Here is a 22,033-nt window from a genome sequence, read left to right as displayed (position 1 = left end):
GAATTCTGCTGGGGAATAGAATTTTGGCCTTATAGAGTGCTGTCCGGTACATCACAAGGCGGGTAACCAGACAGGACGGACAAGTCAGATTGGGTACAGGCTCAACCGGCCCCATGCGACCACGACGGCAAGGATCAGCAGAAGTACGTTGAAGGCGATGGCTGGGAGTTCCCTGCGGCGGGCGTGGGTATGCGAGGCAAGGATCATGATGACGGCGAGCCCCATGGCCGCAAGCGGCGTGAGGCGGGGGGCGATGCCCGTGACAGCGGGGAGTATGAGTCCGAGTGCCGCCGCCACCTCCACGATGCCAATAAAGCGGACAGTCATGGTCGAGACGTCCGCGACCCATGGCAGTTTCTCGGCAAGATCGTCCTTGGGCTGCGTGGCTTTCATGATGCCGGCCAGGCCGAACAAGGCGGCAAGCAACGCCTGCAAAATCCAGAGGGATACGTTCACGGAGTTGGATTCCTTCACATTCCAGGACGTGCGAGAAGAGCTCGAGGACAGCTGCAGGGCGGCCCGGGGAGGGGAGAGCGATCACGCACGGGGGTCCTTCTTCGGGATACGTTCCGCCGGACATCACGCTCCCCCGGTCAACCTGCCTTCCGCCTGAGCAATCTATACTCCAAAAAGGCACTTCGCTGTTCGCTGTTAGGTTCGCTTGCGCCGCTTACTTGTACTTCGTATTCCCTCCAGTGACTCGGGACAGCGAGGGCCGGGCTTCACCCCATGGCGGACGGGGCGCAACGGGCGGGCACGGTCTTCCATCAGGGCTTCGGTCACGGTTCTGGTCGCGGCCTGGTTGGCCGGTCCGGACTGGGGGCACGCAGGATGGAGAGATCGGCTCGAGGGCACGCCCGACGGCCTTCATCTGGTCGACGAAGGCACGATCAGCGGTGCCGTGCGCTCCGGATCCGCGGGCCGCTCCAGCCCGGCCGCTGCGAGCCTCATCGAAGGCGGCGCTCAAATCCGCCACCCCGCTCTGCCGCTGGGAGCGTTGAGACGGCTCCGCACACCTCAAGCAACGTCAGCGGGGGGTCCTTCTTCAAGCGTCGTTCGATGCTGGTGCAGGAATACCCACGTTCCGGGCGGCCTCTCCTGCAAAATATTACTTATCCGGTACTTGCGGCTCTCCTGATACCCGGAGGGGTACATCAAGGTGACATCTGCAGTGGTGATGAGCAGGACCGTATCAGGCGTGAGGTCACGGGCGCTGACCAACTCAACAGCCCATAAGAAGCTTCCCCCCGCTGCGGTCACTTTTACGATATCAGTGAAGCCTTCTTCCACTGCGGCAAGGTCTAGCGAGGTTCCTGCTACGATTTCGGTGAAGTCTTTATCGGTGTAAGGTAGGATATGTTTCGCGAAATCAAAAATTCCAGCGTTGACTGACTCGCTGACACGTTGCGCCATCGCATGATACACGGAGAAGGCTTCCCTGGATGCGTGGGACACATCCTCGCGGGGATGATGGGTTTGGCTGTGCGTGCCTGGCTTAGCGCACACTCCAGGGTTTTTAGGGGCCTTAGCAAGCACACTTTCTTGGGTAACCGAGATCTGTGGTTCTGCCAGCGCCGGGTTCAGCAGGCTGCCTTCCTGAGGGGCGGACCAGTGGATCTGTATGATGCGCCAGGCCCCTTCCTGTTTCTCCAGGGAAAAGGTTATGCGCAGCCCGGTGAGCTGTATATCGTGGCCGGAGACTTTTCCGCGGTAGTCTGCGGTCAGGGAGGCGCAAGCGGCTCTTTCTCCAGCGCATACATGACACTTCATTCCGGTTATTCGGATGCTTGTGTCTCTAGTGGCGGAGAATTGATGAGTCAAGGATTCCCTGAAAGCGTCCCAGCCGTGGAATTCGAGGTCTTGATGGGTTCCCAGGGCTACGAGGCTTTCCGTGTTGCTGATGATGCGACCGAGGGTTTCCATGTCCCGGGTTTCGTAGGCACTCAAAAATTGGGTGCAGATGTCTTCGATTTCTTGGCTGCTCATCCTGGGTCCTTCGAGGGCATGGGCTGGTTGGAGAGGGCTGCCTGGATCTGAGCGGTCATCGGGGTGAGTACATACTGGTCTCCGATTTCGTGGAAGCGGGGGGCATGTTCGCCGATTGCCCGTTCGATGGCCTGTCGCCATCGGACGGGGCGGGTGAGTTGGGCGGTGAGCTGGGCGGGGATGGTGTGGGGCTGGTGGGGGCGGGCGGTGGTGTTTGCGAAGACGGGGAAGGCTGGGCGTCTCCAGGTGATGTTTCGGAGCGCGGTTTGCAGTTCACAGGCCGCGGGCTGCATGTGGCGGGAGTGGAAGGGGCCGCTGACGTTGAGCCGACGGAGTGCGCGGGCGCCATGGGCTAGCAGGAGCGGTGTGAGACGGTCGAGTTCTCTTTCGGGCCCGGCGAGAGTCTGGCTGAGGGGGGCGTTGAAGGCTGCGGGATCCACGTGCTGGAAGTCTTCCGTGGCAAGAAGTTCCAGGAGGCGCTGTTCTGGGATGCCGGTGAGGGCGAGCATGCCGCCGCTCTCGATGCGGGCCATTGCGGCGGCGCGGCGGGCGACGAGGCGCAGGCCGTCGCCGAAGCTGATGGCTCCTGCTGCTTCGAGGGCGTTGTATTCGCCCAGGCTGTGGCCCAGGGCGAGGTCGGGTTCTCCGGTTTCTTCGCGGTGCTTGCGGAAGGCGAGAGCGTTGATGAGATAGATGGCTGGCTGCGCGTAGGCGGTGTTGGTGAGCGGACGTTCAGGGTCGCCGGCGCATAGCCGTGTGGTGGAGTAGCCGAGGATGTCGTCGGCTTCTGCCAGGAGTTCCGGGTAGTGCGGCAGCAGGTTCTGTCCCATGCCGGGGTGCTGTGTTCCCTGTCCGGCGAAGAGCCAGGCAGTCGGGCGTTGTTTGAGCTGGGGTGGTGTGATGCGGGGGCGGTGTGGTGGTTTTTGGAGGGCGTGGTCGTACGCGGATGCGAGAGCGGGGAGGTTGTGGTCGTGGAACATGCTGAAGTGGTTTCCTGGCACAGCGGTCAGGTGCAGGGCTCCGGTGAGGAAGGGCTTCCAGGCGTCGTCGGTGACGATCGTGGAGGGCAGGCCGCTCAGGCCGGGTGGGATGGGCTGGGCGGCGGCCAGCAGGTGGACGGGGCCGTCGTAAGGCTGGAGGCGGTGGGCTGACAGGGCTCGAGCGCTGATGAGCCAGACGTCGTAGAGGGCGCGGAGCTCCCGGACGGTCGCTGGCGTCCAGCTGGGCTGGCGCACTGCGTCAATGGCTTCTTCCGGGGTGGAGGGACGGGCGAGAATGGGGGTTTGGGGAAGATCGAGCGAGGTTGCGAGCAGGGCCGGGAAGGCCTGCAGGAATTCCTCTTCGCTGAACGGCCGTGTGTTCGCTGAGGGGGGCAGGGTGTCGAAGAGGATGACTTTTTCCACCTGCTCGCCGTCCTGAGTGAGCAGGCGCGCCATTTCTAGAGCGACCGTGCCGCCGAGGGAGTAACCGCCGATACGGTAGGGGCCGTGGGGGGCGACGGTGCGGATTGCTTGGACGTAGCGGAGGGCCATCTCTGGGATGGTCGCTGGTGGTGCGGGGTTGTCGGTGGGATAGCCGAGGGCGTAGAGCCGGCTTGGATCGGTGCTGTGGGCGGCGAGGGTATGCGCGAAGAGCGTGGTGCCGCCTGAGGGATGGACGAGGAAGACTTCCCGGCCCGGCCGTCCGTCCTTGACCAGCTCGAGGTTGCCTGCTGTGTCCGGTCTTGGGGCTGAGGGTGTGCGCTGCGTGGTGACCCATTGGGCCAGCCGCTGGGGAGTGCGCAGCCGGGTGAACTGGGGAAGCGTCAGCTTGATGTGAAGCTGCCTGCTGAGGCTGTCAATGAGTGACACCGCGCCGAGGGACTCGCCGCCGAGGTCGAAGTAGTCGTCATCTGCCTCGATGGACCTGATGCCCAGGTGGGTGCTGAAGACATCGGTGATGGCCTGGAGGAGGTCCGCGGCAAGGGTCTGCTGTTGGGACGTTTCGTGTCCGGGCGGAGGTGGTGAGGCGGGTGTGTCGATCCAGTGGCGCAGGGCGCGGAAGCGGGTGGCCGGGATTCGGATCTTCCTTGCCTGGCTGATGTCTCCGACTGCGATGTCTTGTGCAGGCGCGCCGGAAGTCCAGGCGTGCGCGTGGAGGTCGTCGGGTGGGTGGTGCTGTCCGGCTGCTAGCGTCCGCAGGGCCGCGATTGCGTCGTGCTGGGCGGTGGCGGTGATTGCGGCGCGGCTTGCCAGGGGCTGGCGGCCTGCGACCAGGGTGTAGGCGAGGTCGTCGAGGCGGGTGGCGGGGTGGCGCTGCAGATAGTCGGCGAGGTCGCCGGCGCTTTCGGCGAGGCGTTTGTCGTCGTGGCCGGACAGGAGCAGGAGATACTCGCCTGCGGCCGGCTGCCTGGTGCGCGGGTCGGCGGGGGGAGGGGTGGTAAGGATGCAGTGGGCGTTCGTTCCCCCGATACCCAGGGAGGTTGCGGCGGCCGCGATGATCGGGTCACGGGGACGGACGGCTTGGGTGTGGATAGTGAAGGGGGTTTCCTGTAATCGGAGTTCGGGGTTGGGTTGCGTGAAGTTGATCTGTGGGGGGATCTTCTGGTGGTGCAGGACGAGCGCAGCCTTGATGAGGCCAGTGATGCCGGCGGCGGCGTCGAGATGTCCGATGTTCGCTTTGACGCTTCCCAGTGCGCACTGGCGAAGGGGATCGGAGCCCGTGGTGTATGCCTCTGTGAGGGCTGCTACTTCGATGGGGTCTCCGAGGAAGGTGCCCGTGCCGTGCGTTTCGATGTAGCTGATGGCCGATGCTGGCAGGCCTGAAGCGGCTAGGGCCGTTTCTATGACTCTTGTCTGGCCTGCCATGCCGGGGGCGGTGTAACCGGCTTTGAGAGCTCCGTCGTTGTTGACAGCGGTGGCGGCGATGACGGCGTAGATGTGGTCACGTTCGGCTAGTGCTTGCTCGAGGCGTTTAAGGACGATGACGCCGCAGCCGCTGCCGCGCACCATGCCGGTGGCTGAGGCGTCGAACGGCCTGCAGTGCCCATCGGCTGAGAACGTACCGCCTTGCTGGTGAAGGTAGCCGGCGGTCTGCGGCGTGCAGATGCTCACTCCGCCGGCTACCGCCACGTCGCACTGGCCTGACAGGACAGCGTTTTTGGCGATGTCGACGGCGACTAAGGAGCTGGAACAGCCTGACTGGACTGTCATGCTGGGCCCGTTCAGGCCGAGCCGGTAGGAGACGCGGGTCGCGAGGAAGTCCTTGTCGTTGCCGAGCAGTACGGGGTAGCTGAAGGCGTTGCCGCGGTATTCCTCAGAGGCCAGGACGTGATGTACGAGATAGGAGCTGAGACTGCTGCTGCCGTAGACGCCGATGCGGCCCTGGCAGGATGCTGGTGCTGTTCCTGCGTCTTCCAGCGCCGTCCATACGCATTCCAGGAAGATGCGGTGCTGGGGGTCCATCACCCGTGCCTCAGCCGGCGTGATTCCGAAAAACGCTGCGTCGAAGTTCTCAATGCCGGTCAGTTCGGCAGCGAAAGGCCGGTAGCGGGGATCGCTGACGTGATGGGCGGGCACGCCGGCGGATCGCAGCTCCGCTGGGGTGAACTGGCGCACCGCTTCGGTGCCTTCCAGCAGCATCGTCCACAGACTGTCCACGTCCTGGGCGCCGGGGAACCGGCCGGCCATACCGACGATGGCTACGGCGTCACGGGATATGGGGCCGTTCATGTTGTTCTCCTGTCTGCTTCGCCGGACCGGCCGGCAGCAGGTTGGTGAAACCCTTCGCGGAGTTGCGTCGGTCCTGCGTCAGGATCTGGTTCCAGGTCTGCAACAGCCGCGTGCGGACGGGCGGCAGCGGACGCGAGCAACGTGTGCAGGTGGCCCAGCAGGCGCTCGATGGTGGCAGCACGGAAGAGATCGGTGCGGTATTCGGCACCGATCCGCAGGCCGTTCTCGACGGGGTCAGGCATCAGTCTGAGGGTGAGGTCGTACTCTGCAAGGCCGAGGTCGTAGTACTCGAGAGCGCCACGGAGGTGATCGTCGAGGGAAAAGGTGCGGCCGTAGATGTCTTCCGGGACCAGCGCCACTTGTATAAGAGGGGTCACGGACCGGGTGTCAATCCCGCACCCGCGCAGCAGGGAGGTGAAGGGAAGCCCTTGGTGGGCGCAGGCGTCCAGCACGGTGGTGCGCACCCGGGCCAGCAGGTCTGCGAAGGATTCGTTTTGGTCGATGCGGGTACGCATCGGCAGCATGTTGCTGCAGTAGCCGACCAGACGCTGCGTGTCGGGGTGTGTGCGTCCGGAGACCGGGGTGCCCACGACGATGTCATCGGTCGCCGCGTAGCGGGCTAAGAGGAGCTGGAAAGCCGCAAGCAGCACCATGTACCGGGTCACGCCGGTGGTGCGCGCCAGTGCGTCGACCTGGCTCATCAGCTTTCCGGGCAGGCTGGTGCAGGCGAGTGCTCCCTGTCCGCTGGGGCGTTGGGGGCGGGGCAAGTCCGTGGGCAGCAGCAGCTGCTCAGGTACGCCTGACAGGTTGTGACGCCAGTAATCCAGCTCTGCCGCGAAGGCGTCTTCATCCAGCTGCTGCTGTTGCCATGCGGCGAAGTCGGCGAAGCGAAGGCGCAGCGGGTCCGGGCGGGGAGTGTGGCCGGTGGCGAGGCTGCGGTAAAGAGTCGCTAGCTCTTCGCATAGTACGTTGGCTGACCAGCCGTCCATCGCTGCACGGTGCGTGGATAGCACCAGCAGGTGGTCTTGCGCGGCCAGCCGGATCAGGTGGGCTCTGAGGTGTGGTCCTGCGCTCAGGTCGAAGGGACGCCCGCCGGCCCAGCGCATTGCCTGTGCCAGAGCTGTGTTCCGTTCCGCCTCCCCGGAGAGACCTGTCAAGTCCAGTTCGGCCAGGACTGGCTCAGCTTCCCTTCGTATGCGCTGTACCAGCTGCTCGCCGTCGGCTAGGAGCGCGGTGCGCAAAGGCTCGTGCCGGGCCACCAGTCGTTCGATGCACTGACGCAGCACTCCTGTGCGCAGCGGCCCTTGCAGCCGTATCGGCAGTATTTCGCTGTAGACCGCGCTATGTGGTGCAGCCTGGTGGTGCGTCCACAAGTCCCGCTGTCCCTGTGTGGCGGGCACCGTCGCGTCGCAGGACACGCGGGCAATGGGTGTCAGTTTCCCATCGCCTTTTGCCGCGGAGGCTTTGATAAGTGAGGCCAGGCTGGTGATCGTTCCATCGGGAAGGAGCGTCGGCAGAGGGACGTGCACTTTGTACCGCTGGCGGATCGTTGTCGTAATTCGCATGGCTGCCAGGGAGTCTCCGCCTGCCTGCACGAAAGTGTCGTGGACGCTGATGTCCTGATGGCCGAGGACTTCGCGCCACAGTGCGGCCAGCTCTGTTTCCAGCGGGCGATGCGGCTTCACCCTTGGCTTCAGCCGCTTTTCTCCGGCCGGTGATGTGGCTGACCGTGCGGGGCGGTTGGTTTTCCTCTTGGCGGTCACGTTGATTTTTCCATCTGCGTGTAGCGGTAGACGTGCGCCGACGGATGGCCGGCGCCATGGGCATGGACTGCGACGGCATCCGGCGAAGCGCCGTGCTCAGTGAAGAAGGGCAGCAGGAGAGGGGCAGGACTGGTAGCGGTTGCGGGCTGCGAGCGGGGTGGAAGTCTCCGCATGCCGGCGCAGCCCCTTATCGTTCTGGCCCGAGTGCGGTGTACCTCATGCGGCTTGGCCTGAGGGTTGGACGCGTCCTCGGAACTCCCGAACGCTGTAGGTCCTCCACCGCATCGCGTCCTCCGCAAGGTGCAGAGGCTCATCAGGTATACCGGTAACGTCAGCAGCTGGAAGCGCGCGGCGATGTGTTGCAGACGGTGGCGACGCCAGCGAGCCGGGCCCGTCCCGCCATACGGTTGCCTTTCGCGGTTCTGGACCATCTGTCCCGCGCGTACTCGAGGCCTGCAGCCTGGGAACTTTCCGTCCGCTTCCTGACTGGCATCGTGCGCCGCCATCCGGCCCGTCAAAGGCTGTCTGCCATACATGGCACACGGTGGAGGGCTAACTGGCCGACATGACTGCAGAGCTCTCCATAGGCAAGTAGTACGTTCCGCCCGGACTCCACCGTAACCGCGTCCGAGGAAAGGGCATCCTTCATCGATCAGTTGAGGCACGGATGCGGCGGAGGAGAGTTCACCCGATCCACTGTGAGCAGCATGGAATAAACCGGACAGGACAGGAAGAGAATTGCACAACATCTAGGCGAGCCTCAGAAAAGGTAAAATACTAGCATGCGCGCTATAACTACACTACGCCTGCCGGAAAGTGAAAATCAGCAGCACAGCATCAGCTACTCCACCCTGAGCAGGAATACTTGCACACGCATCAGCCAGAGCGGACAGGTTGGCCCTGCGCCACGTATGACCACTTAACCGATCAAACGCCCTGCCCTCGGACAGGGGAAGAGTAACCAATACCTGCCGCAAGTGAGCCGGCCATTCAGAGGGACGGACACGCCTCACCGGCCCGTCAAGCCCTCCCCAGCCAATACTTGCCAGTCGCCGGGCCGGCTCTTGCCGCCTCCCGACGCGGAGCTTCGTCAACGGCACCCAGCCACAGGCACAAGACGGTCAATTGACACTTGCCAGGTAAGGCTACGCATGGCGTGGAAACCGCCGGAGCGGTAAATACTCAGGTCTGAAGTACGGCTTTGTGATGCACTGACGGTGCCCAGCGGACATCGCCTCCTATAGGCGGCACGACCCGGCCGTATCCTTCGCCGAAGGAAGACCGCGGCCTGCCGGCAGAGACAAGTCAGGCCCGGCCTCGTTGCTCTGGGACTTGCCGGCGGCGGGAGCCGCCGCCGAAGCACGCCCATGCATCGCATCGGGCGTTTTTCATGATGTGGAGAGTACCTATGGCTGCCCCCAAACCCGGACACAGACGCGTTCTTGCCGCACCCATCGGGCTGGCTCTGACCGTCTCCCTCGCCTTCCTGCCGGGCACGGCGTCAGCCGCGCCCCAGAACGTGGCGCTCCAAACCAGCGACGGCCCCCAGCTGTCATACGTCGTGAACACCAAGGCCGACGCTGCCACGATCGAAAGAGTCAAGAAGGCCGCAGCCACCGCCGGGGGCACTATCGTCGTAGCCTACGAGAAAATCGGCGTGCTCGTAGTCCATTCAGCAAACACCAATTTTCCCCAGCAGATGCGCACCATCAAGGGTGTGCAGAGCGCAGGAGCGACACGTACCGCACCCCTACAGGCCGCGGTGACCACCGAAATTGGTGCACCGGAGTACCTCGCGGGAAGCCCGGCAGCTACCGCGACCGACGTTCCGGGAGCGGAGCCTCTTGAGGCTGATCAATGGGACTTGCGGGCTATCGGAGCCGATCGTGCCGCGAAAATCAATCCTGGCAGCAGCAATGTCACCGTCGCGGTCATTGACACGGGGGTTGACGACACCCATCCGGATCTAGCCCCCAACTTCTCCAAGAGCCAGTCCGCTAACTGTGTGGGCGGCGTCGCCGATACGAGCGAAGGTGCCTGGCGCCCCTACGACCCTGCCAGCGACTATCACGGTACTCATGTCGCGGGTTCGATCGCCGCCGCACGCAACGGCATAGGAATTTCCGGCGTCGCTCCGGGTGTGAAAATTTCAGCGATCAAGGTGAGCGACCCGGAAACCAGCCTCTTTTACCCGGAAAGCGTAGTCTGCGCCTTCATGTTTGCCGCGGACCACGGCGTCGAAATCACGAATAACAGCTACTATATCGACCCCTGGCTCTACAACTGTCTCGACGACCCTGACCAAAAGGCCATCGTCGACGCGGTCAACCGCGCATCGCTCTACGCCCAAAGCAAGGGAACGCTGCACGTCGCATCGGCCGGTAACGCTAACCACAACCTGGCCGCGGCGTCCATCACAGACGACACCAGCCCTGATGACACAGCCCCAGTCGTGCGCACCATCAACCCGCGCGAGTGCTGGGACATACCAGCCCAGCTACCCGGAATCGTCACGGTATCAGCGACGGGCGTGCAGAACATAAAATCCTACTACTCCAACTACGGCCGAAACGTGGTCGACGTCGCAGCTCCGGGCGGCGATAAGTACCAGATTCCAGACACTCCGTCGAAAAACGGCCGGATTCTTTCAACAATGCCCAACAACGGATACGCCTTCCTGCAAGGCACCTCCATGGCGGGCCCGCACGCAGCGGGTGTCGCAGCCCTGCTGAAGAGCACGCACCCGGCGGCAACACCTGAAATGCTGCAGGAGCTACTGAAGGAGCAGGCAGATAATCCCGGATGCCCGACTGGGCTATACGACCCGGATGGGAACGGCGTTGCAGACTCTGTCTGCGAAGGCCCCAAGCCCGTTAACGGCTTCTACGGCTTCGGCATCGTCAACGCCCTCGACGCTGTCACGGCGCCCTAACTCAATCTGTCAGAAAGCGAAGCGCCGCATAACACTGAGCCTTTCCAACCTGATGTGTTTGCCGGCGCGAGGAACCTGCGGGGGGGTCTCCAGAGCCCTCGGCCGACCATGGAACTCCTGGTCAAGAACCCGTGCCAACGATGCAGACCTCACCGGCACCAGGGCGCGAACAGCACGGATGCCAGGTTGGAAAAGCAGTGCCGCCCGGCTGCCACCTGGCAGGGGCTTGCCCGTGCACCCCGCATGACCGCCACAGAAAAGCCGGATAGCCCGACGGAAAGAAGGAAATATCCATGAAAGAAGTTTTCGAGCGAATAGAGGAGTTGCGCGCCGACACGGAGCGCCACCCGTTCTTCACCGCCCTTGAGTCCTTGGAAGACCTGGGAGCAATCAAGTCAGTTATCCCGGTTCTCACATTCTGGGTCATGACATTCCAAGACGTCCTCAAAATGAATAGAGACCTCGCCACCGAATCCCCTTACGTCGAGATACTCCAGCAGCATTACGAGGAGGATTGTGGTCACGACAAGTGGTTCCTGCAGGACTTGAGGAAAGTCAGCGGACAACTACCCAGGGTGGATGAGGTTTTTGGTCCAGAACACGAGTCAATTCGTTTCATGTCCTATCGAATTTCCGCATTATGCATGGCGCTCAAATCCGACGCAGAACGAATCGCCCTGATCGAATCACTGGAGGCCACAGCCCAGTTATTCTTCCCCCGCTACAGTGCGGCTCTGGCGCGTGTCGGGCTGGTTGAAGATTTTCTCTTCTTCGGCGAGACCCATCTTCTCGCGGAGGAGAGTCACGAAATCGGCGACGAAGAGATGAAAGAACAGCTCACTTTGATCGAGCTTGACGAAACGTCTAGGGCTGCATGCATCACCCTCGCAGGCGAATGCTTCAGTGCGTTCGACCTCCTGTGGAATGAAATGCACGAGGCTCTGAAGCAACCCGCTGATCTGCCAGTTTGAGGAACATCACTGCTTACGCTGCCCTGTGGGGTGTCCCCTGCCTCTCATACTGGGTTATAGCACCAGGTGGTCCAGGCGAGTTGGCTGACCCAGATCATCGACAGAGCCGCGAGGTAGCTTGTGGGTGCGGTGTCATACCACACCTCCAGTTATGTTGATTAATCGGCTGGCGGTGTTCCGCTGCCTGCAGGTGGTGTTATCGAAGCCGAGGACCTGCCGCCCTTGCTGCCCCGGCGTTTGCGGCTTAGCAATACGGTCGGTAGGTTTGCGGGATCACCGCCCGGATCGTGCGCTTGCGCAGGACCAGACGGACGCCCGGGATGAGTAGCCCTAACGAGCTCATGAAGGGGTAGCGGTGAGATCTCGGGCCCTGGATGGTTGATTATGGTCGGGTGGCAGGGAACGCGTCTCGTGCAGTGATCGTCAGCAATCGCCTGATCACGGGGCTGTCGGCGGATGCGGACGGTGAACTCACCGCAACATGGGGCCTGTATGGCATTGGCGACACGAATCCATGCTGGCCTCTCGGCCGGGGGAGCGTGCTGTGGGAGGCGGCGCGAAGCACCGATTCGTGTTCGTCGACCGGTCCCTGGCCGCCCTCGTCCCCCTCCGCCACGGGGCCCCTCACGACGTGCCGGTCTGCTGGTTCGGGATCGACCGATCCACTGTCACCAGGGCTTTCGGCGAGATACGGCCTCTGCTTGCCGAGCGTGGGTGCACGATCAGCCCCAGCGTCCGGCTGCGAACCCTTTGCCGAGGTCACCGATGGCCTCGGCGTCAGTGGGCAGACCGGCATCATGGACGGGACCGAGATCCCTGTCCCGCCGAAGCCCTGGCCGGTCTGGGGCGGACTTTCGCCGGTCGACCGTGCACGGCCGGACAGCAAGCACCGCCTGGTCGTCGACCGTCACGGCACTCCTCTTGCCGTCGTCACTCCGACCAGTGGAGACCGCCCCGATGTCACCCAGCCGGCACCCCTGCTGGACGCGATACCCCGCCTGGCCGACTGTGCTCCGACCGCGGCTGACTTCGAAAGTACGCCGTATCCTCCGGACTCGTGGCATCACACCCGAGATCGCCACCGGTCTGGGCAAGACACGGCGGGTCATGGAGCGGATCTTCGCCTGGCTCCACCGGCTCAGACGACTGCTCATCCGCTCCAACATACGCGCGACCTGCCCTCGCTGGTGCACGCGGTCCAAGCACGATAACGCAGCTCCCGGCGGCTTGGCGGCCCATAAATTCAGGGATCAGGGGCGAGGCCGGGCGCGGCCTCGCCCCGTCCCTTGGCCTGACCAGGGGTTGTAGTCACCGCGCCGAGGTCGGGCCGCCGGCCCTTGCGCCAGGGAAGCGACGGGCCGGGGATCTTGGGAGGTGGCGCTTAGAAGACAAGGCATCTTTGCGCTGAGCAGACCGTCAGGGAAGCCCGCTCTAGCCTGCGACTTCTGCGGCGCCACTCCCCTCCACGGTCCACCCCCCGCCCTGTTCCCGCTTGAGTGAATACTCCTCAACGGAAATTCCACGCCGATGCAGTCGGCCACTGAAGGCGTGTCGCAGAAGAAGCCTTCCCAGGATGGCCACTGATCCGGGGAGGCGGTGACGGTGTCTGCTACGCGAGGGCGTCGGCGCGGTCCCACGAGAGCCGGCCGTATGCCTTCCCCCAGGACAGGCCCTTTGGTGGGCCTGTCCTGGGGAGCACACGAACGGATCACGCAGCAGCTCACGCCGTCTTGCGGGCTAGAAGGAGCTGCGGGGGATGCAGGACCGGCCGGGCCGCCTGCGCCACGACCCGAAAAGCGGCTCCATTCGGGCGAGTACCCGGAGCGGTCGCCTTCCTTTGCAGGCTGACGCCGAACCGTGCGGAGACCTTCCCGCCTGGACGCGGCACAGGGCCATCACGCCCGGATATCTCCCTGAACTGAGCAAACACAGAGGGCATCTCTGGCACGCGAGAAGCCGGCTGGCGCCGCGTTCCTGCCGGCAGCGGCCCCCGCCTGGGGATTGCTTCGTCAGGACGTCCTGACCCACCGCACTCGCCCTTCGCCGCGCGCGTGCGCTCAGCATTGGCTCGACATCCGTGACCCAGATCCCAGCACCCTGCTCAAGCCCCCTCCCCCGAGCCCGATCGCAGCGAGACAGGCAGGTACACCCGGTTGAGCGCCAGTCACGGTACGAGAATGAGTAGCAATGGCTCGTCCCGACGGAATGCGCCGCTGTCATTCTCGCAGAAATGCCGATCAAATAGCCATTAGGAGTCAGACATGAACGTCAAGATGAAATGTACTCTTGCGTTTGCCACCGTCCTTCTGGGCATCGTGACGTCGGCTGGCGTCGCATCGGCCGGCGTCATTGTGGAACAGGGCACTGGGGCAACCGCAGATGGCGTCATTGTGGAGCAGAGCACAGGCGACGAGTAGGGCTCCCTCCTGTCCGCCTTGGACTTGTAGCAGGCGCCGTTATCGGGCAGGACGCGCTTCGATGGCCATGTGTGCGCTTGGAAGGATGCTGCGTTCACCCGCTGTCGGAAGGCGACGGGATGTGCTGACGTTCGTCGGGCAAGATATCGCTGTGGGCCAGACGCCGCGAGTGGTCATCGACGGTTGTCGTGGGTGCGGCCGGGCCGGGCGACGGATATCAAGATCAGGCGCCCGTCCTCGTCGGTCAGTGCGAGGACGGGCAGGCCGTGACGGGGGTGCTTTCCGGAGTGGTTTCGCCGGTCGGCCATGCCGGTGCGGCGCGGGGTTGGGATGAGGGTGTCGTCGATCAGGACCCCTTCCCCGCTGAAGTTCCCCCCGGATCTTGGACAGCTCGATACTGGGACGGTTGGTCCCGGAGGAAGCAGTCCTGATCGTGAGTGGCAAGAGTGGTAAGCGGTACACGGCCGAGTTCAAGAAGGACGCGGTGGATCTGGTCCTCTCGACCGGTCGGACCCCGACCGAGGTCTCGCGGGAGCTCGGCGTCAGCGCCGAGGGCCTGCGCTCGTGGGTGAAGCAGGCGAAGACCGACCGGGGCCAGGGCCCTGCTGGTGCGCTGACCAGCGATGAGCGCGAGGAGCTGCGGCGGATCCGCCGCGAGCTGGCCGAGGTGAAGAGGGCGAACGAGATCCTGGTAAAAGCCGCGGCCTTCTTCGCGAAGGAGATCGTGAAGTGGGCGACGTGTGCCGCTTCATCGACGCGGAGAAGGCCTGCGCCGACAACAACCCCTAGGGCTATCCGGTGGCGTTGCTGTGCCGCGTGCTCGGCCTGCCCCGGTCCACCTACTACAGCTGGTTCGCGTCGCGGCCGGCCGCCGCGGCCCGCCAGGCCGAGGAGGAGGACCTGGCGGCCGAGATCCGCGAGATCCACGCGGCCTCCCGCGGTGCCTACGGCGCTCCGCGGTCCACGCCGAATTACGCCGACGCGGTCGCATCAGCCGACGGTGCGTCGGTCGCGCAGTGGAAGGCCGACATGGCCGCACGCCGCCCGAAGACGGCGAGGCTGGTCGCTAATCCACGGTTGCACGCGTATGTCCAGGAACGGCTGTCCGGACAGATCAGCACGCCCGGCGGCAGGGCGGTCGCCGGTCGCAGGACCCGCGACCGGCGAGTGGACGGGACGGAACAAGCCGCACCGCAAGGACCGTGCGTGGGTTGAGGCGTGGAGTCCGGAGCAGATAGCGAACCGGATCAAACTCGATTTCCCGGATGATGAGTCCATGCGTATCAGCCATGAGGCGATCTACCAGGCGCTCTACATTCAGGGCCGCGGAGCGCTCAAGCGCGAGCTGATCCTGTGCCTTCGCATAGGCCGTGCACTTGGCGCGCCGAGGGCTCGCTCGCGTCGCAAGACCTGGGCACACGTCACACCCGAGACGCTCATCAGCGAACGGCCCGCCGAGGCCGAGGACCGCGCCGCGGCCACTGGGAGGGCGACCTGATCATCGGGCTGGAGCGTTCCGCGATCGGCACCGTCGTCGAGCGGTCCACTCACGATGCTGATCCACCTCCCGCGCGAGGAAGGCTACCGGCACAAGCCCACGGTCAAGAACGGGCCCGCGTTCGCCGGCTACGGGGCGATCACCATGAAGAACGCCCTTGCCAGCGCGATGTCGTCTCTGCCTGGGCCACTGACGCGGTCGCTGACCTGGGACCGAGGAAAGGAGCTGTCGGCGCACGCGCAATTCAGAGTCGAGACCGGCATTCCCGTGTTCTTCGCCGATCCCCACAGTCCGTGGCAGCGCGGCACGAACGAGAACACCAACGGGCTCCTGCGCCAGTACTTCCCGAAAGGAACGGATCTCTCGAGGTGGTCCGCCGAGGAGCTCGAGGCTGTCGCCCACGCTCTGAACACCAGCCCCCGCAAGACGCTCGGTTGGAAGACACCGGCCGAGGCGTTCAACGAACAGCTACTGTTGCTCCACCAAACCGGTGATGCAACGACCAGTTGAATCCAGTGAGTACACGTCCAACGAATTCCGAAGGGAGATGCAGAAGTTGGGGATGCAGCAGTCCATGGGCAGGACCGGGTCCTGTTGCGATAACGCCGCAGCCGAAAGCTTCTTCGGCCTGTTCAAGGCGGAGATCGGTACCCGCGTGTGGGACAGCCGGGCAGCGGCCCGTGCCGACGTCTTCCGATTCATCGAGGTTGAGTACATCCGCACCAGACTCCGCCGGCATCCCGAGTTCGGATACCTCACCCCGCTCGAGACCCGCGTCCTGCTACAGTGCGACCTCACCCCCGCAGCGTAGAAACACGCTGTCCAACATCAGGGGGGGGAACTTCAGCTGGCCGTTACACCACTTCCCCGGACGCAACCACAGATCCGCCGCCTGCAACCGACGTCGCTCCAGGTCCGCCGGCCTGTTTTCTCTACGAGTTCGCTGCCCCATACGTCCGGTATGCCTGCACTCGCACTACTCGTCAAACATCCGATCAAAGATCAGCAGTACGCGGCAACCTCGCAGACATGGGGAATGATTCCACGCGCACTATCAGATCTTCTTTATTGAATCGCCATATAGTGCAATTCATTATCATTTTATGATCTCCGGACTTAAAAGTGTAGGCGCCGAGTTCTGGAGTGGTACGATCTATCCTGTGCCGCACTATTGAGATCACCGTCTCGGGCCCTTCGGCAAATTCAATGTCCTCAAGACGGGCTCCACATTCTGCCGCAAGCTCGATCTCGCGGTGCATGAAATTCTGCCAGCCCACTATGGCCGATCGGGCCTCGGGTGTGAAATATTCGAAGTTACAGGAGAATGTGGAGGGGAGTTCTGACAAATCTCCCGACAGGAAGGCATCGTAGACGGATTTTACGGCCAGGATTCTTGTGAGTTCCATTACTTTTCCTAATCGGGGGGATGGTTTGGGGAGGCGGAGGGGATATGTGCTGGCGTCCTTGTTTAGAGGGGTGGCGCTAGGGGGTTCGTCGCGCGGAGTTCTTTGACAGCAGATTCCGGATGTGCTGGGCGTAGGTGCGGATAGTGGGATGCGCGAACAGGTCCCTCATGTAGAGGCCGGGCAGATCAAATTTCTCGCGCGCCGCCTGGTGGATCCCGGCGACGTGCAGGGAAGCACCGCCAATATCGAAAAGTCGTTCATTTGGGCCGATGGCGTCGGCCATGATCACGCTCCGCCAGATAGTCGCGACCGCTTCCTCCAGGTCTTCGCTGGTGCTGGCCTGGGGTGCGGGTGTGGCAGGGCTTGGGGGGGTGGGCAGAGCGGCGCGGTCGATCTTCCCGTTGCTGGTGAGGGGGAGTCGCTCCAGTGCAATCCAGACCCGGGGCACCATGTATGAGGGCAAGCGGGCTGCGGCCAGATCGGTTAGTTCGGCGGGAGGGACGGTTGTGCCGCGGGTGATGTAGTAGGCCGCTAGGTAGGGTCGGCCGGGGTCGTCCTCGCGGCGGACAACATGTACAGCACTGATACCGGGATGGGTGTGCAGGACGGTTTCGATCTCGCCGGGTTCGATCCGGTAGCCGTGCAGTTTGACCTGGTCGTCGATGCGGCCCCGGTAGGCGAGGGTGCCGTCGGTGTTCCAGGAAACGAGGTCGCCGGTGCGGTAGAGGCGCTCGGAGGGATCGCCGGGGTAGGGGATGAACCGTTCGGCGGTCAGCTCCGGCCGGTCCAGGTAGCCGGCGGCGAGCCCCGGCCCGCCGAGGTACAGCTCGCCGGGGATCCCGACGGGAACAGGGCGCAGATCCTGGTCAAGGATCCGGATGCGGGTGTTGGGGGTCGGCCGGCCGATCGGCACCGGGGAAGGGACCCGCTCGGGGTCGGTGAGCACATGGTAAGTGGCGTACACCGTGGTCTCGGTCGGCCCGTAGCCGTTGATCAGCCGAAGGCCCGGATTGGCGCGCAGCGCCGCGCTGGCATGTTCTGCCTTCAGTGCCTCGCCGCCGACCATCACCGTGTGCAGGCCCTTGAGGCAGGCCGGGTCTTCTTCCACCCGGCGGTGGAACAGCGCGGTCGGCAGGTGCGCGTGGGTGATCTCCTGGGTTCGTATCAGTTCGCCGAACTGGTGTGTGGTCATCGCCGAGGAAGGCGCCACGATTAGCCGGCCGCCGGTGATCAGTGTCGCCCAGATCTCGAAGGTCGCCATGTCGAACGAGGTAGACGCCGCGTGCAGATGCCGCATGCCTGCACTCAGCCGCGCATACCCTGCGCCGACCACCAGATCCACCACGTTGCGGTGCGTGACCTCCACGCCCTTGGGCAGCCCGGTCGAGCCGGACGTGTAGATGACATAGGCGACGTCATCGGCCCGCCAGGCGACCGCCGGGGCCGACATCAGGCAGGCGGCAATCACCGCAGCATCGCGCTGCAGCAGGCCCGGCGTGACTTCCAGGACGAGTCCGGCGTCTCGGGTCATGTACTCCAGCCGCTCGCGGGGGTGGGCCGGGTCGAGCGGCACGTAGGCCGCGCCGGTCTTGAGGATCGCGAGGAAGGTCACGACCGCGTCGATGCCGCGGGGCAGGCGGACCCCGATCCGGGTGCCGGGGTCGGCGCCTCGCTCGGCCAGGTAGCGGGCGAGGCGGTTGGCCCGCTCCTCCAGCTGAGCGTAGGTCAGCGACTCACTCGTGTCTGCCGCGGTCACTGCCACCGCGTTGGGGGTGTCCTTAGCCCACCGTGCGACGAGGTCATGCACTCCTGTGCTGGGGAAGTCCTGGGTGGGGCCGTCGAAGCCGCCGCAGAGCTGGGCACGTTCGGCCTTGGAAAGGATTTCCAGCTGCCCCACAGGGGCGTCCGGCGTGAGGGTGGCGGATTCGAGCAGGGTGTGCAGGTGGCCCAGGAATCGTTCGATGGTGGCCGGGTGGAACAGGTCAGTGCGGTACTCGGTGTTGATCCGCAGCCCGTCACTGCCGGTGTCGGGGATCAGGGCCAGGGTGAGGTCGTATTTAGCGATGCCCAGGTCGTGGTACTCGAACTCGGCATCCAGCTGGTCGCCGAGCGTGAAGGCGTGGGCGTAAACGTCCTCGGGCACCAAGGCGGCCTGCACCAGAGGGGTCAGAGAGTCGGTTTCAATGCCGCAGGCCTGTACCAGGGCAGGGAAGGGCAGTTGCTGGTGGGCATAGGCGTCGAGGACGGTGGTGCGCACCCGGGCCAGCAGGTCCCGGAACGAGATGCCGGTGTTGATGCGGGTGCGCAGCGGCAGCATGGTGATGAAGTAGCCCACCGCGCGGTCCAGGTCGGGGTGGGTGCGGCCGGAGGCCGGGGTGCCCACGACAATGTCGTCGGTTGCGGTATGGCGGGCCAACAGCAGCTGGAAGGCGGCCAACAGCACCATGTAGCGGGTGGTCCCTGTTTCCCGGGCCAACTTGTCGATGCGGGTGAGTAGTGTGCGCGGAAGCCGGGTGCGGGCCAGCGCCCCCTGCCCGCTGGGATATTCCGGTCGGGGCATATCGGCTGGCAGTTCCAACCGCTCAGAAACCCCGGCCAGCTGCCGACGCCAGTAGGCCGCCTCCTCCTCGAAGCCACCCTGTTCCAGCTGTTGGTGCTGCCAGGCGGCGAAGTCGGCGTACTGCACCTGGAGCGGATCCAGTGCTGGCTGCCTACCGGAGGCCAGGGCCCGGTACAGTTCGGCCAGTTCCGCAAACAGGATGTTCGCGGACCAGCCGTCCATCGCTGCATGGTGCATCGACAAAACCAGCAGATGATCCAGTTCGCCCATTCGGATCAGGTGGGCGCGCAGATGCGGGCCACGAGCCAGATCGCATGGCTGCCCGACCAGCTGGCGCACGACCTGCGCTAGCGCAGTCTCCCGTTCGCCGTCCTCCAGCCCAGCCAGCTCGACCTCGGCCAGCACTACCTTGGCCTCGGGCCGGATATGCTGCGTCAGCCGGTCGCCCTCGAGGATCAGCGCGGTGCGCAGGGGCTCATGCCGTGCAACCAGCTGCTCCACGCACCGGCGCAGCACGCCCACATCAACGATCCCGCGCAGCCGCAGCGGGGCGATTTCACTGTATACAGCGCTACCCGGATGGGCCTGGTCGTGGAACCACAACCCGTGCTGCCCCGCTGTGGCCGGCACGCCCCCGCTTCGCGCTACCTGCGGGATCGGGGTCACGTGCCTGGTAGTATCCGTGGCGGCCCCGTCTATGAACTCGGCCAGGTCGGCGATGGTACCCTGCGGCAGTAATAGCGACAGAGGTACTTGCACTCCGAAGCGCTTTCCCACCGCGGCCGCAATTCGCATTGCCTCCAGTGAGCCCCCGCCCAGCGCAATGAAGCCGTCGTGGATTGAGGCTTCTGGGATGTCGAGTGCCTCCTGCCACAATGTGATGAGGTCTGCTTCCAACGGCGAGCGCGGCCCCACCATCTCCCCGTGTCCTGCATCCCGGGCCTTCGGCGGAACCGGCAGTGCCGAAATGTCGACCTTGCCGTGCGTGGTAAGCGGCAGCGCTTCCAGCTCGGTGAATGCGGCAGGGATGGAGTGCGACGGCAGGTAGCGCGCCGCGTGCGAGCGCAAAGCGCCGGGAGTGGGACCGCAGATGCCCGTGGTGGTGTAGTAGGCGGCCAGGTAGGGGCGGCCGGGGCGGTCCTCCCGGCGCACGACGACGGTCTGGCCGATTCCCGGGTGCTGACGCAGCACGTGTTCGACCTCACCTGGTTCGATGCGCACCCCGTGGAGTTTGATCTGCTGGTCGACGCGACCACAGAACTCCAATAGGCCGTCCGCCCGCCAGCGCACCACGTCCCCTGTCCGATAAAGGCGTGCCTGCGGGGCGTTACTGAACGGGTCGGTGACAAATCGCTGCGCGGTCAAGTCAGGGCGGTTGTGGTATCCGCGTGCTAGGCCCGGGCCACCGAGATACAACTCGCCTTCCACGCCGACCGGTACCGGCTGGCCCTGGGCGTTGAGGACAACTGCCCGCACGTTGGCCGCCGGCCGCCCGATCGGCACAGTGCCATGCCGCAGATCCCCGGCGGCCACCACATGGAAGCACGCTTCGACAGTGGCCTCGCTCGGCCCGTAGCTATTGATTAGCACCATGTTCGGAGCGGTATCCAATGCGGCCTTCGCATGGGTTGGGCTCATGGCTTCGCCGCCTGCAACCAGGACATGCAGATTTGAAAGGGATCCCGGCTGTTCATCCACCTGCCGATGGAACAGAGGCATGGCTAAGAAGGCGTGAGTAACCTGGAATCCCCGAACCAGATTTGCTAGATCTGCACTGCTTGGCATGTGCTGCGGAACCGGAATCAGCTGGGCTCCGGACGTCAGCGCCAGCCAGATCTCGTAGGTCGCGGCATCGAAGGAAATCGATGCCGCTTGTAAGATTCGAGAGCCAGGGGCGCACTGCAAGTGGGTGCATCCAGTGACCAGATTCGCGATACTTCGGTGCTCGATCTGTACGCCCTTGGGCTGTCCGGTCGACCCTGATGTATATATTATGTATGCAAGATCTCGGCCCGTGATGTTGACATCGGGAGCGCGCCCGGGCTGGGCGGCGATCGAAGGAGCGCTGGCTGCCAGGAGATCCGCATCCAGTACCAGGGCAGCGTCACAGTCCTCTTGGAGGTAGCGCAGCCGTTCCTGCGGGTACGAGGGGTCTATCGGCACATATGCTGCTCCGGCCTTCCAGGCCGCCAAAAACGCCACCACCGCATCAATTCCGCGCGGCAGGCGGACCCCAACCCGATTTCCCCGCTTGATTCCCAGTCCGATGAAGTGGTGCGCCAGTTGATTCGCCCGCCTGGTCAGCTCCATGTATGTGAGCGACTCGCTGCCGCAGGCAACTGCCACCGCATCCGGGGTGGACTCCGCCCAGCGCTCCACCAGGGCGTGCACGCCAGTGTCGGCCGGAAACCTCCTGGCCTCGCCCTCCCGGACGCCGGGAAAACAGTCAGAAGACACATCGAAATCGGAGTTGCGTGTCATGTAGAAGTGACCTTATATCGATTGAATGGAAACGCCTCCGGGCCGCATTCAGTCTGCTGGGCAGGTGAAAAATGTCGGCCGTCTGCTGCCACGCGGCGCAATGGTGCCGGATTGCACTTTTTGAAAAGTGTGGAAATTATTCGGCGGCCATTCTGGCCGATGCAGAAGGAAGGGTGAATGCGCCTATCGAAGAATTAGCGAAACGGTCGCGCCCCGCACCCGTGGCCGACCCGGGGATCCCGCGCAGGGGAGCACCCGCGACACAACCCTCGCCTTTCCCTCGGGCCACCCTTGAGCGCCGATGGATCT

11 protein-coding genes and 4 pseudogenes are annotated in these 22,033 nt (G+C 64.2%); 8 read left to right on the top strand and 7 right to left on the bottom strand.

Annotation, left to right across the window (positions count from 1 at the left end; genetic code table 11):
• Positions 1 to 84 precede the first annotated feature (84 nt).
• The 4 genes from ACIGXE_RS34965 to ACIGXE_RS34950 all read right to left on the bottom strand — a co-directional run bounded on the left by ACIGXE_RS34965 (position 85) and on the right by ACIGXE_RS34950 (position 7,459).
• On the bottom strand, positions 85 to 456 hold the full coding sequence (locus ACIGXE_RS34965; protein WP_399753989.1) for a DoxX family protein: 372 nt from the start codon (positions 454 to 456) through the stop codon (positions 85 to 87).
• 561 nt (positions 457 to 1,017) lie between these two features.
• Positions 1,018 to 1,986, bottom strand: a complete 969-nt coding sequence (locus ACIGXE_RS34960) for a nuclear transport factor 2 family protein (RefSeq protein ID WP_399753987.1) — start codon at positions 1,984 to 1,986, stop codon at positions 1,018 to 1,020.
• The gene (locus tag ACIGXE_RS34955) at positions 1,983 to 5,696 is read right to left on the bottom strand and encodes a beta-ketoacyl synthase N-terminal-like domain-containing protein (RefSeq protein ID WP_399753985.1); all 3,714 of its coding nucleotides are present in this window, start codon (positions 5,694 to 5,696) and stop codon (positions 1,983 to 1,985) included. The genes ACIGXE_RS34960 and ACIGXE_RS34955 overlap by 4 nt, the downstream gene beginning before the upstream one ends.
• Positions 5,693 to 7,459 (bottom strand): condensation domain-containing protein, encoded by a 1,767-nt coding sequence (locus ACIGXE_RS34950; RefSeq protein ID WP_399753983.1) that lies wholly within the window; start codon positions 7,457 to 7,459, stop codon positions 5,693 to 5,695. Before ACIGXE_RS34950 ends, ACIGXE_RS34955 begins: the two co-directional genes overlap by 4 nt.
• Positions 7,460 to 8,867: 1,408 nt before the next feature.
• Between ACIGXE_RS34950 and ACIGXE_RS34945 the strand changes: the two genes are divergently transcribed.
• From ACIGXE_RS34945 to ACIGXE_RS34925, 5 genes and pseudogenes are all read left to right on the top strand, one after another.
• Positions 8,868 to 10,391, top strand: a complete 1,524-nt coding sequence (locus tag ACIGXE_RS34945) for a S8 family serine peptidase (protein WP_399753982.1) — start codon at positions 8,868 to 8,870, stop codon at positions 10,389 to 10,391.
• A 293-nt stretch (positions 10,392 to 10,684) separates the two neighbouring features.
• On the top strand, positions 10,685 to 11,362 hold the full coding sequence (locus ACIGXE_RS34940; RefSeq protein WP_399753980.1) for a hypothetical protein: 678 nt from the start codon (positions 10,685 to 10,687) through the stop codon (positions 11,360 to 11,362).
• A gap of 481 nt (positions 11,363 to 11,843) precedes the next feature.
• Positions 11,844 to 12,020 (top strand): annotated as a pseudogene (locus ACIGXE_RS34935) (transposase); the annotation flags it as partial.
• A 190-nt stretch (positions 12,021 to 12,210) separates the two neighbouring features.
• Positions 12,211 to 12,535: pseudogene (locus tag ACIGXE_RS34930) on the top strand (IS5/IS1182 family transposase); the annotation flags it as partial.
• 1,088 nt (positions 12,536 to 13,623) lie between these two features.
• The gene (locus ACIGXE_RS34925; RefSeq protein ID WP_399753977.1) at positions 13,624 to 13,779 is read left to right on the top strand and encodes a hypothetical protein; all 156 of its coding nucleotides are present in this window, start codon (positions 13,624 to 13,626) and stop codon (positions 13,777 to 13,779) included.
• A 173-nt stretch (positions 13,780 to 13,952) separates the two neighbouring features.
• On the opposite strand, the gene ACIGXE_RS34920 is transcribed toward ACIGXE_RS34925, so the two are convergent.
• The gene (locus tag ACIGXE_RS34920) at positions 13,953 to 14,129 is read right to left on the bottom strand and encodes a transposase family protein (RefSeq protein ID WP_399754000.1); all 177 of its coding nucleotides are present in this window, start codon (positions 14,127 to 14,129) and stop codon (positions 13,953 to 13,955) included.
• An 83-nt stretch (positions 14,130 to 14,212) separates the two neighbouring features.
• Between ACIGXE_RS34920 and ACIGXE_RS34915 the strand changes: the two are divergent.
• From ACIGXE_RS34915 to ACIGXE_RS34905, 3 genes and pseudogenes are all read left to right on the top strand, one after another.
• A pseudogene (locus tag ACIGXE_RS34915) lies at positions 14,213 to 14,431 on the top strand (transposase); the annotation flags it as partial.
• A gap of 265 nt (positions 14,432 to 14,696) precedes the next feature.
• Positions 14,697 to 15,787 (top strand): annotated as a pseudogene (locus ACIGXE_RS34910) (IS30 family transposase); the annotation flags it as partial.
• A 52-nt stretch (positions 15,788 to 15,839) separates the two neighbouring features.
• The gene (locus ACIGXE_RS34905) at positions 15,840 to 16,088 is read left to right on the top strand and encodes an integrase core domain-containing protein (protein WP_399753975.1); all 249 of its coding nucleotides are present in this window, start codon (positions 15,840 to 15,842) and stop codon (positions 16,086 to 16,088) included.
• A gap of 184 nt (positions 16,089 to 16,272) precedes the next feature.
• Here ACIGXE_RS34905 and ACIGXE_RS34900 read toward each other — a convergent pair whose 3' ends face one another.
• Both ACIGXE_RS34900 and ACIGXE_RS34895 read right to left on the bottom strand, forming a co-directional pair.
• A complete protein-coding gene (locus ACIGXE_RS34900; RefSeq protein WP_399753973.1) occupies positions 16,273 to 16,683 on the bottom strand; it encodes a hypothetical protein in 411 nt (136 codons plus the stop codon).
• 76 nt (positions 16,684 to 16,759) lie between these two features.
• Positions 16,760 to 21,724: an amino acid adenylation domain-containing protein gene (locus ACIGXE_RS34895; RefSeq protein WP_399753972.1), complete on the bottom strand. Its 4,965-nt coding sequence runs from the start codon at positions 21,722 to 21,724 to the stop codon at positions 16,760 to 16,762.
• Positions 21,725 to 22,033 lie beyond the last annotated feature (309 nt).

Source organism: Streptomyces sp. NPDC053431, assembly GCF_044544925.1.
Classification (GTDB): Bacteria; Actinomycetota; Actinomycetes; order Streptomycetales; family Streptomycetaceae; genus Streptomyces.
This window is presented reverse-complemented; position numbering and strand designations above follow the sequence as displayed.